Below are 12,509 nucleotides of genomic sequence, written 5' to 3'. Positions count from 1 at the left end.
TCATCCCCTTTAGCTTTCAATCAGTTTAAATGCTCTATAGTAATTATCATCCTTTATTTCATCAAATAATTTTAACTCAAGACCATCATATACTCCTGGGAAAAACATAATCAACGGTACATCCTCTACTACTGAATGTAAGGTATTTAATACTGTATGAGAACGAATGATTGGCCAGACTTTTCCTACTCCTGTTAAAAATATAATATTACCTTCCTTTATCTTACCTCTAATATATTCAACAACTAAATCATTCTTTTGGGTCAATCTAAGGGTTTTTTTTATAGCGTTAATACTGTATTCTGTCCCTTTTTCTTCTTCCATTTCAAAAGTTTTAATCAAGTAGTTTTTGCTTTCTAATATTTCGAGCATAATTTCATACAAATCAAATTCTTTGATATATAATCCCGTGCCTCCAGTATTAATTTTATTTTTTAAGAATTTAATATGTTCTCTTACAATAAATTCGTCGGATGGCTCATAATCAAAAATATGAAATCCTATTTCATTTCCTAAGCCTTTATTTTCCCTGAAACTCTTTTCTTGTAATCTTGGAAGAATTTTATCTAATCTCTTGTAAATATCCATTTATATCTCTCCTAACATTGCTTCTAAATAAGATAAATCCCCTATATTTTTTAGATGTTCCATAACTTCCTCTTCTATAATTTGGAGAAGGATTTCAATTTCTTTTTTGCTGTTTCTAATAAATCCTGCTTCTGTTAATATCCTTTTGTATACCTGACCTAATTTATAAAATGTATAATCTTTCCATGATGCAATCTTTTCACTCTGCTCTGCTTTTCTTCTAAAAAATATATTGAAATCCTTATCAGTTAGGTTCATATCATTTAGCAAAATCTTCTCCTTATAAACTTCTCTCATAAACTCAAAGAATAATCTATCTGTTTTAAGAATACTATATAAAGCCAACTGCTTACTGGTCTGCAAACTACCATTTACGATTTTATCCATTGTAAAATCGTCTAATACACTAATTCTATTTGTCACTGTTGAAGCAATTTCTCTTTTTCGGGCTTCTGTATTTACTGAAAATATATTTTCTTCTATTGCTTTGTTTTTTATATGATCTATAGTAAATCCCTTAATTACCAACTCTATAGCCTTTTTCAATTCTAAATATAAATACGGTCTAGACTTCAATATTGAAGTATATTGTAACATAATTTACCATCACTCCTTTTAAATGGTCCACTTTATTCTTTATTATATCAGTTATATGATTATTTGTCTTAATTTTTGAAAGTTCTTTCTTGATAAAGTTACCTACCCATAAAACAAAAAAATGCCCATGATAAGGTCTACCAGGCTTACCATGGGATATATCTACAATTATACTTCATATCTTTTATTGCCTATTTCATACTTATGTCTATTTAATAGCTTAGTATTAGCTTTTAACATAGGTTTCTCTACTAAAACATTTATATCAATTACCTCACTAACAGTATTTTAATGCTCCAAATTATATAATACATCATCAAAATAATCATTAATCAGATTTACTCCATCATTATTCATAAATCTACCAATGAAGAGTCTGTTGCACCTTTAAATAACTTTTCTGCCGATATGATTTTTTCATCACTATCATATGCTATAATTCCAAAAACTTCTTGATGGTTTGGTATTAATACTAATGTACCTCAGTTATACTCATTATGTTTGGCAATACCACTCTAACACTTACCCAACTAATTATTAAAAATAGACTTCATGTTTTTTCCTACAGCTTTTAGCAGTTCTCTTGGCAACTTTTCTACTTCTTCACCGATTATTACTCCATGTGGTTCTTTATATCCTTCATTCCATACAAAATTAAATATCTTTTCATTTACTTGATTATTTTTCCCTATTTGAAATCCATATACTTCCACATTCTTAGATAATAATTCCTCCACAGCTTCCTTTGCTAATCCTGGAAAACTAGATGCACCGTCTGTAACTTGAAAGACTATCTTTATTTGATTTCCCTTTTTAAGTTCTCTTGCCTGTCTAGGTGTAATCCTATTGGATATTTCTTTTAGACAACTTCCATCATCAGTTGCTCCATCTGTTCCATCTAATCTTACAATGGAATGAATTATTTCACTTTTTTCCTTTTCCTGTATATTTTTATGATTAAATTCTTTAACAGTATAATATTTACTTCCAAAAAACCAAGTTTCACTTAAAACTTCAATTTTTTGATTCAACTGTTCTGAGTTATTTTTTAAATATCTATTGAAATCATCTATTGATAATAGTGTTACTGCCAATGCCTTCCTTGCTGCCTCAATTTTCCTAGGATCCATTGAGCCTGAATTATCTATAACAAAAGAAATCTCTATTCTTTCAGGCAATATATTTGTTTGAGATTCTAGAAGGTATCTATTGAAAATCGGGAGGTTTTTATAGTTTCCCTTTTTCTCTGCTTCAATAAAATCTGGATAAAAATTAATCAAATTACCTATATCCAGTTTTCCCTTTATTTCATGGTCTTTTTTTACACTTATTTCTTCCTTAGCATCTCCTATTAATTTTTTCCAAAATTGACGCATTTCTTCTCTTTCTTTTTTCATCTTATTTGAATAAAATTGAAATAACTGTTGATCCCCTTGGCTGATTCCATAGCATTCTAAATTCATTTTATTATTCATCATATTTTCTATGCTGGAAACCATCTGATCTTGCTGTTCCAACATTTCCTCTAAAATCCTTTCTACTTCTTCATAGGTAGATTCCAAAGACTCTTGTACTTCATCTATATCATCCTGTTTAAAGGGGTTTTCTCCTCCTTTTATACTTTCCTCTTTACCTTCCTTTGATTTATAAAATATCATTTCATCAATTTCTTGTTTCCATAATTCTTTAAAAACGGGAAATATAAAAGATTTAATAAATGGGTCCCTTTCCATAATTCCTTGCTCATTATTTATCTGTATCATTAACTGATAACGAACAAAGTCAAAAAAAGGTTCATTGAAAATCTTCCTATGAAATGGATTTTCGACACATTCTTCAAATTTAGGCTGAATTTTATATAGTTCAATAATTAAAAAACTGTTTATAAAAGCCCTATGTTTAGGCATTTCTGAAATCCATTCAACAGTCTTACCTATTTCCTTCATATATAAAATGATTTTTTCAAAATTTTCCTCATCTCTGTATATGGGACATAACTGTAAAACCCTCAAGAAAGACACATACTTATCCAAGGAATATAATAAATCAAGAACTTCTTTTCTTACATAATTTGAAATAATCTTAGACTCATATGCAGAGTCTTTTTCCAGTCCTTCTTTTTTTATTCTATCTAGAATATAATTTGTCATACTGTCAATTTCTTTCTGCCAATATTTTTTTCTATTTAAATACATTCTAGTTTCTTTTCTCCAATCAGGATATAAGGCTAATTCATAATAGATATGCCACATCATTTGATTTTCATCTAAATTTTTATCTAAAAATCTAGCTAAGGGCAAATACAAAATTCCTTTGGCAGAATCTAATCTAAATCTCTCTAGCTTTTCATCAGGAATATATATTAGACTAGAATCTTTTGTAAATGTAGCCAGTGATCGTTGTTGCTTTTGTAAAAATTCTTCGCAGTGTTTTGTAGATTCCTCAATTAAAGCTTGTTCATCAACCATAGTTTACCTCCTACTGATATAGAGCCATATTCCATAAATCCTGAGATGTATGAATTCCGTCAATGTTCAAAATGTTTAATTTACATCCTATATCCATAAGCAAATATTTTGAAATACTTAATTTAAATATATTTGTAAAGAACATATCTTTAATGGTCGCCTCTTCATTTAAATACCAATTCCCAAAATTCTCTTCAAATAAGTATATAATTCCATCTTCACTTAAAACTACAGCAGTACCTTTTTCAGATTGAAGGTCAAATAAATTTCCTGTTAAGTCATGATTTTCTAATATTGTATCTTCATATAAAGAAAATATTTTACATTGTCCTTTGTTTCCAATTACCATAAGAGATTTCTTACTACCTTTTTCATCCTCTAAATACTTGATTTTTCTTATTCTATTATGAAATACATCAGTTTCTCCTAAGACTCTAAGCTGACCACTTTCATATTTAACAAAATACATTATTCCATCTTTTGTTCCAACTACAAAATAGTCCTTACTTACTTTTTCCATAGCAGTCCAATTTGGAATAATACAAGATATATCTGTATGAATATTTAAGGAATATTCATCCTTTTTCTTCACTATTTCAAATAAAGTTAATGTATCTTCTTCATTACCTGTTACAAATAAATTATCTCCAATCTCTAAAGTTCTTCCAAATCCTTTAAAATCACAATCTTTTTGGATCTTTTTAACTTTAATCTCTTCGTTAATATCTGGCAGTTTATCAAAATCATCACTTGAAAGTATATAACATCCTCCTTTTACGCCTAAAAGGAGGATTTCTTTATTATTTAGTTTATATATAGATGAAATTCTTTCTTTTATTTCCTTTATAGGTAGACTCCATTCTACTGCTATTTCTTTTTCTTCAGATGTTTTTTTTGGAATATCTATATAAAAAAATTGTACTTTACTATTTATACTACTGGTAATAAAAAGATTTTTATTAATTCTTAATATATTTTGTGGAAAGCCATGAGAACTGAAAGACCCTAATTCTTTTATGGGAATTACCTTCATAGAAGTTTTTTTAATATTATCTACATAAGTTCGGTAATATGGAATTAAATCACTTAATAGACTATCCTCCATTTGTAAGAGTCTTTTTAATCTATCTTCAAAATCATTATCTAAAATACCTGTTTTTTTACATTCCTCCAGCTTATTTCTTAAATTTTTGACTTCATTCTTAAAAAACTCTTCATCTATAGACAAATTTACTTTCATTTTTTACCTCCATTATCCTCTAAATATTCCAGTAGGTTCTTTGAATGTTCTAAATGAAATAATTGCTGGTCTAATTCTTGATATTTTTTTACATCAATCTGTTTTAAATTATCTATATTATCTTCAAAGCTTTTTATTAACTCTTTTGGTAAAGTTTTTCTGATAGGTCCTTTGCCAAATATAAGGTAAATTACATCTAAATAGCTCAAGGTTTCTATTTTAGGGCGAATATAGTTGTATGGACTGGTACGAATTTCTTCATAGGTAGTTGTACCTCCTCCTATGGCTTTTGTTTTAACATTCCATCCTTCATTTATAGGAAAAAATCCAAAACGAACTGCTTGTGATAAAATATAGTTTTGGTCATCAGCATAAGTAATTGAACTTATAAATCCATCCCATAAAGCTTTGCTTAAATCCTTCTCTTCTCCTTGATTCCAATTATCTAAAACATGCAGAATATTACGAACAGATAATACAGATTCTCTTAACTCTAAATCTTCTATTCCAGAATCACTATGATCTTCATTGTCATTCCATTTGCCCATAAAGACGTTTTGTGTCACTTTACATAATTGAGAAAATCTAAATAATTCTTCTAATGTTCTTTTAGGATTTGGAATATGAATATTCCCATTTTTATCAGCTAATCCTGTAATTATTACTCTAAAAAGTTGGTTTATTTCTAGGAGTTCTTGGTCTTCTAAAGACCCAATTACACTTTGAGGTATATAATTGTATTCAATAGTTACAAATCGTGATTTAAAAGCTGGATTTAATTCATTTGTTCCTTCATAGTTAACCATTTGAGTTGATAGATTCCCTGTACCTATAAATCCAAAGCCATGTTTAATTACTACTGGACCAACTCCTGTAATATAAGCTGTACTTCCTGCATGACGCTGTAATATATCATTTAATCCGATTAAGTTTTGCATTGCAATTGTATTTAATTCATCTACAATTACAGTACGCCCTTCCTTTACTGCAATTAAAATTTCTCTTTCTATTTTTTTGATTTCAGTACCAAAAGCACTATTTCTTGCCACCAACAAATCAGAGAAACTTTTCCATATCTGAATTTTAAGCTGTAATTGCTCTTCGTCAGTCATCTTATCTAATCTTTCTTTATGCTTATCCATCCACTCATAAAAATCTTCTATAATCATATTGAGATAATCTGAAAAGGAGCCTTGAGAAAAACTATGGTTAAGAGATAAGGTTTTTTCTACAAACATATCTTCATAAGTTAAATTATGAGATCCGGATATGAATAATGGCTGTAATGCTTCTATTTCCTCTTTATTTCCATTTACTAAGATGTTCTTATAGTAATTTTTTCTTTCTTCATTGAACTCTCTAAACTTCTCAATGGCATCTTTTTCTGTTGCATTTGGATTTAGATAAAACCAATTCTCCATTTTATCCTCTAATTCACTTTGCACCTTATTCTCAATAGTAAAATCTAAAGCTGCTTCAGTTGCTAATTGTGTTTTTCCACTTCCTAAATGTCCCACAATATATACAGGAGTTCCTAAATTCAAAGATTCCATTACTTTTTGTTTTGCTTTGGCCACATATGGAACATTTACTAATCGCTGTTGTTGTTTGTTTTCTATATCTCCTATTAATTGATTTTTATAATAGTACTCCCACCCTTCTGGAGAAGTATCTAGTATGTTTTCCAACTCTTTTTCTAATCTTTTTATAGAATCAACTCGATACCTTGTAGCTGAGTTACTTCCATAATGACCAGAGCCATTTTTTTCTTTATTGACTCTTCTTTCCCAACGAAGAAAGAACTTTTCATATTCAATTAAATTTTGAATTTCCTCTATTTCCCTTGCTTTATTCCCTGTCTCTTCTTCTACATATTTTTTATATCTTTCATAATATACATTGTCCTTTTTAGAATCAAAGGAGATTTTATCATCGATTTCCTCCAGCCTTCTAAATGTTTTAAAAAATAATCCTTCTTCTTCTATCTTTTTATTATTTTCGTATTCCCATAATCTTAAAGCTTCCTTTCGCAAATCTTCTTCATACCAGTTTTCCATTTCACCTATGGTAGGAACATAATCTTTTTTAAGACTCTTCTCTTTATTCACAAAAGTTTCCTCCTTCAGTAGTAAATAAATATAAATTAAAATCCCGACTTTGAAAATTCGGGATTTTAATTAAATTATTAAGTTTAAATGTGATTAAAGAATTCCATATTCTTTCAATAACACTTCAATTTCTGTTCCTGCTATTTGTTGTGCAATCATCTGTTTAGTCATTGGTGATAGATTCACTTCTGGTTTCTCACCATCTAATAAACATTTACCTGCATTTAATAAATAACGTATATCATATCTTGAAGCATAAACTTCAGGAACTCCTTTTTCAACTCCAGTTAAAACATATACTGCCTCCATAGCTGTACGTCCTGAGTATTCAATAGTAAATACTGTATCACGTCCTGGATCATCTAGAGTTTCAGCAAATTGTCCAAGGAAAGCAAAGTTTACTGCATTCTTTGGTACAACATATGGACGATCTCCAAATTCACGAGGCATAAATTGAGATGTGATATATGGCATCATAACAGGAACTGCAGTACAAGATCCTGCTAGCTCTTCTATTTCCTCTGTAGGAACTCCTATATGATATAACCACTCTTTTGTGATTTCCTTACCAGTACAATCTCTCATAGGTTTCTTAATATAGTCTCCAGGAGTATCAGAGAATAAACCATATACCCAAACAACAACATCCTTTTCAGGCTGTCCATAATATTGTTCTTGACGATTTATTGTCCAGCTCATTAACCATGAAGAATCAAGGGCTGTTACTATACCACCTGTTACAGTACGTCCGCCATATGGAGAACGTTTTGTAATTTTTTCAATATATGCAGGAACACGTTCATCATGACAAGTTACTGTACAAGACTCCCAGTTAGACTTTTCTGGATCTGTACAGAATTTATCTGGCCTTCCAAATTCATCTGATTGAGCTGCTATATTTCTCCATAACTTCCAACATCCACCTATTTCTTTATTAAATGGAGCAGGAGTGTTATCATCACCATATCCAGATCCTTCAGTCATAGAACCATTGGTAATAAATACTAAATCATTTTCTGTTAAATCAATAGATACGTCTTTTCCATCTTTATCTTTTGCCACTATTTTCTTTGCAACTTTTTTATCCTCTGAAATTAGGAACTCCACATTATCAACGGTAATTCCATATTCAAATTTAGCACCATGGTCTTCTAAATATTTAACCATTGGTTTTACAAATGAAGTATATTGGTCATGACGTGAGAATTGTAAAGCCGAAAGATCTGGAAGTCCCCCAACATGATGAATAAAACGGTTCATATATAGTTTCATCTCTAAAGCACTATGCCAGTTTTCAAAAGCAAACATAGTTCTCCAATATGTCCAGAAATCACTATTTAATAGTTCATCAGAAAAAATATCCTCAATAGACTTATCTTGAAGACTATCATCTGACATCATGGTAAAAGTAGCTAATTCTTTTGCTAATTCTTGACCTAAATTGAATTTTCCATTGTCATATCGTACACCTTGATTTTTAGTAATACGACAATTGCTAGAATTTGGGTCATCATAATTTGTATAATAGAAGTGATCTAATACAGTCATATTAGGGTCTTCTGTAGATGGTAATGAACTAAATAGATTCCATAAAACTTCAAAATAATGTCCCATCTCACGTCCGCCACGTGCTACATAACCTGCATTTTGACGAACTGCTCCATCTAAAGAACCTCCTGGAATGTCTAATTGTTCTAAAAATGTGATCTTGCTGCCATCCATATGAGCATCACGAATTAAAAAACAACCAGCAGCCAATGCTCCAATTCCTGTACCAATTAAATAGGCTTTTTTGTCTTCAATTCCTTTAGGTTTTCTTGCATTTACTAAAGTATGATAAGTTCCATTTGTAAGTTTAAGTCTATCATCATATGTCTTTAATTTCATTGTATCTCCCTCTTTCTTAATTTTTTTGATATTCTTCTAAATCCTATTATCAATTTGCAGTTCTTCTCTGTTCACTCCATTAGCATGCCAATATGGTGTAATAAATAATAAGTCCTCCTTTTGAATTATGAATACTTATTATTTATAAAGTTTGTATAAATCTATAATATAGGTTTTTTATATCTTTTTCATTAGATAAACAAACCGCAGTGTTCGAAATTCGAACACTGCGGTTAATTTGTCTAATTTTTAGGCATTAAAGTTAAAATGTCTGATGTGGGAGGATTCTCTTATTATTTTTTACTAAACATCATTTAAACCAGCACTTCGTTTAAGTGATAACTCTATGTTTCCATCAAAGAGATACCCGATTCGTCTGATTATAATATCAGGGTCTCCCTTCATTCCAGAAGCAATCCAGCGTAGCACCATTTCAGTAAGGGCACACTGATAAAAAGAAGCAATCAGTTTTCTATCTTCCGAAGAAGCTGAGATACCATCACTTACTTTTTCAACATACCGCATCATGACATTCCCCGATACATTGTATATATAATTCACTAATTCTTCTCTCTGCATGGAATTATACACATGATAAACAGCTGCTCTGTTTTCTAAAGCAAATTTAGCAGCCACAATAAAGCTCTCCTCCCAGGAAACTGTATCATTATATTCATCAATTACTGTCTGAAGCTCCCTTTGGAATATCTCTGACAAAAGTGCATATACATCCGTGTAGTAGTAGTAAAAAGTATTTCTATTGATCTCACATGCTATAGCAATATCCTTAACTGTGATTTTATTAAGTGGACGCTCATTTAACATCTCTATAAATTTCTCTCGAATAATTTCTCTAGTATATTGCTTTACCAAGACAGTCACCCCTAGTTACTTAATTTTTCCTCCTAAAGATATATTTTATCCCATTTACCTTTTTGTATTATGTCTGAAATTATAACATAGTTGTATTTTATCTGCAATTATCCGTATTTAGTTATATATTCATGGATTTAACTTCTAGACTTCTTGGCTTATTTTCTACAATTTGTATACTACTTCAAAATCTTCAAAGACTACTGGCATATCATCATTAAACGCTATTTATTAACCTCTTATTTCTAAAAGTTTAGTTTTCAATTCTTCTTCAATTCTATTTAGCTCAATTTCTGCTTCTTTTCTCTTCTGACGACCTTCTACTTGAATACGCATAACTTCATCAAGAGTAGATATTAATGATTCATTGGTAATTCGAAGTGTCTCAATATCCACAATTCCTCTTTCTGATTCTTTCGCTGTTTCAATAGTTGCCATTTTAAGTGTTTCTGCATTTTTTCTCAATAGTTGATTGGTCATATCTGTAACTTCTTTTTGAGCCTTTGCAGCCTGAGATGAATGAGTAACTCCTAAAGCTAAAACCATCTGACTTTTCCATAGTGGAATTGTATTTACAATAGTTGATTGAATCTTTTCAGCCATTATAGTATCATTTCCCTGAACTAGGCGAATTTGTGGTGCCATTTGAATTGAAATCATTCTAGTTAATTCTAAATCATGAATTTTTTTCTCAAAACGGTTACAAAGAGCAGTTAAATCATTAACAGCCTGTGCATCTTCTGGCAGACCACTGATAGTTGATTTCTCTATTAGAGCAGGTAATTCCTCAGCCTGAACTTTAGCAAGTTTCTTTTTACCTGCTAAAATATACATGGAAAGCTCTTTAAAATAAATCTTATTAAGTTCATACATTTTGTCAAGCATTGCTATATCTTTCAATAACTGTATTTGATTTTTTTCTAAAGCTTCACAAATTTTGTTTATATTAACTTCTGCTTTATCATATTTTGCTTTCATTGCTGTAAGTTTGTTAGACGACTTTTTAAAAAATCCTAAAAATCCCTTCTCCTCTTCTTCTACCTCAAAACTTTTTAATTCTGTTACAACACCAGAAAGCATCTCTCCAATTTCTCCTAAGTCCTTGGTTCTTACATTATTTAAGGCAGTCTCCGAAAAATCTGCTATCTTTTTTTGAGCTCCTACTCCATATTGTAAAACCTGATTGGATTTATTTAAATCAATCTGATTTGCAAAATCATCCACCATTTTTTTCTCCTCTGGAGAAAGCATACTTTCATCAAGCACTGGTTTTTGAATTTGCACATCCTCTTTAATTAATATATCTTTACTTAGTCCTCCTTCAGTAGAACTATCATCATCAAAAGGTTCAAAAGTCAATGTTGGAATCTCATTATTCATTTTTTATCCTCCATAGTTTTATTTTCTAACTTTCATATTTTTCTCTGTTAGTCCTTCTTGTGCAAACATGGTTTGCAGTACAGATATATCCGTGGATATATCCATTGCCACATCTTCAAACAAACTATCTAATAAATTTTCAAAGGCAAGATTAATAGTATCCATTGTATCCTCTATTTCTTTCTTGGCACTTGAAATATTTTCTCCCTCTATAGGCTGATAATCTAATTTTCTATAGGCATCTACTAGTTTTAATGTTGTTGGCAAAAAGTACTCTGTAAATTTCTTTATTTCAGAAAACTTTTCAGGATGAATTTCTACATAATCATAAATTCTTCCAGTTATGTTTTCTAATCTATCTAATTTTTGTGAGATTTCCTCTCCTGGAATTGCAATATTGGCATCTTTGATTTCTGCAACAAATTTGCGCCCTTCATCTATTGCTTTTCTAATCTCTGGTTTTAATTCATCTTTTGTATTACTTTCTTCCTGTTTCAAGCTTTCGTCCGTTGTCTTATATAGTTGTTTTTCCTGATCTTCTAAATTCTTTATTTCTATATTTTTCTGTAACTGAAGATATTGTTCATAACATTCGTTATTTAACATAAAGCAAGTATTTTTATCATCTATATGTCCCTCTGGAAACATACCTATGGTAATCATCTTACGTAAGTCTTTGACTACAGCTTTGTTACTTAATCCTGTTGCTGAGGAAAGTTCATTAATTAAACAATAGTTGCGTCCTCGTAACTGTATTATATATCTTTGAAATCTTTTCAGCCTTTTACGAATTCTTCCTCCATTCATAAACAAGATTGCACTTAAAGCAAATAATGGAAAAATTCCGATGGCACCATTGAGAAATCCCCTCTCTCCATTAAACATAAATGTTAATATCAACCCAAGTACTGGTACTCCAAATATAATACTTCCGATGGATCCAAATACAGTAAACAATATATTTGACACTTGTCCCATTGGAACAGTAAACTTAGTGGGTTTCAAAGCTGATTTACTATTACGATTTCCTTGCCACTGAACATTATTATTACTATTCATGATACTGCCATTATATTTTTTTTCTTTCCTAATAGTATAAGAGTAATTATCTTTAGTCTGTCCATTATAATTTTGATTACTCCAACTTTTACTTTTATCCTGCTTCCAATCAATAGACTTTCTAACTTCATCAAGTGCACCTTTAACAATATTTTCAATGTCTTTATTTAGTCTATTAAAATCTTTGTTATTTAGTGCATTCTGTACTATATTTTTAATTTCGTCTCCTAAGTTTGAATTACTCCGTCTATTCATATTCCCTTCCCTCCATTCCTTTTCTCATTTGCTTAATACCTCTCTTTATTATCT

The 12,509-nt window shown here is 30.2% G+C and carries 9 protein-coding genes; all 9 read right to left on the bottom strand.

The window, feature by feature from the left end; all coding sequences use genetic code 11:
* Nucleotides 1-9 precede the first annotated feature (9 nt).
* The 9 genes from FYJ83_RS09755 to FYJ83_RS09715 all read right to left on the bottom strand — a co-directional run bounded on the left by FYJ83_RS09755 (nucleotide 10) and on the right by FYJ83_RS09715 (nucleotide 12,455).
* Nucleotides 10-588, bottom strand: a complete 579-nt coding sequence (locus FYJ83_RS09755) for a DUF1788 domain-containing protein (RefSeq protein ID WP_154440135.1) — start codon at nucleotides 586-588, stop codon at nucleotides 10-12.
* Nucleotides 589-1,185: a DUF1819 family protein gene (locus FYJ83_RS09750; RefSeq protein WP_154440134.1), complete on the bottom strand. Its 597-nt coding sequence runs from the start codon at nucleotides 1,183-1,185 to the stop codon at nucleotides 589-591.
* 530 nt (nucleotides 1,186-1,715) lie between these two features.
* A complete protein-coding gene (locus tag FYJ83_RS09745; RefSeq protein WP_154440133.1) occupies nucleotides 1,716-3,653 on the bottom strand; it encodes a vWA domain-containing protein in 1,938 nt (645 codons plus the stop codon).
* 10 nt (nucleotides 3,654-3,663) lie between these two features.
* Complete coding sequence (locus FYJ83_RS09740; RefSeq protein ID WP_154440132.1) at nucleotides 3,664-4,893, bottom strand: hypothetical protein; 1,230 nt, start codon at nucleotides 4,891-4,893, stop codon at nucleotides 3,664-3,666.
* Nucleotides 4,890-7,001, bottom strand: coding sequence for a hypothetical protein (locus tag FYJ83_RS09735; RefSeq protein WP_326828333.1), 2,112 nt, complete (start codon nucleotides 6,999-7,001; stop codon nucleotides 4,890-4,892). The genes FYJ83_RS09740 and FYJ83_RS09735 overlap by 4 nt, the downstream gene beginning before the upstream one ends.
* A 93-nt stretch (nucleotides 7,002-7,094) precedes the next feature.
* Nucleotides 7,095-8,888: an oleate hydratase gene (locus tag FYJ83_RS09730; protein WP_154440131.1), complete on the bottom strand. Its 1,794-nt coding sequence runs from the start codon at nucleotides 8,886-8,888 to the stop codon at nucleotides 7,095-7,097.
* Nucleotides 8,889-9,191: 303 nt separating this feature from the next.
* Entirely contained in the window at nucleotides 9,192-9,761 is a 570-nt protein-coding gene (locus tag FYJ83_RS09725; RefSeq protein ID WP_154440130.1) for a TetR/AcrR family transcriptional regulator C-terminal domain-containing protein, read from the bottom strand.
* A gap of 231 nt (nucleotides 9,762-9,992) precedes the next feature.
* Nucleotides 9,993-11,141 (bottom strand): toxic anion resistance protein, encoded by a 1,149-nt coding sequence (locus tag FYJ83_RS09720; protein ID WP_154440129.1) that lies wholly within the window; start codon nucleotides 11,139-11,141, stop codon nucleotides 9,993-9,995.
* A gap of 18 nt (nucleotides 11,142-11,159) precedes the next feature.
* On the bottom strand, nucleotides 11,160-12,455 hold the full coding sequence (locus FYJ83_RS09715; RefSeq protein WP_154440128.1) for a 5-bromo-4-chloroindolyl phosphate hydrolysis family protein: 1,296 nt from the start codon (nucleotides 12,453-12,455) through the stop codon (nucleotides 11,160-11,162).
* Between the last annotated feature and the right edge of the window lie 54 nt (nucleotides 12,456-12,509).

The sequence above is a fragment of the Tissierella pigra genome, assembly GCF_009695605.1.
Taxonomy (GTDB): Bacteria; Bacillota; Clostridia; order Tissierellales; family Tissierellaceae; genus Tissierella; species Tissierella pigra.
The sequence above is the reverse complement of the archived record's forward strand: the minus strand, read 5'-3'. Positions and strand labels throughout refer to the sequence as shown.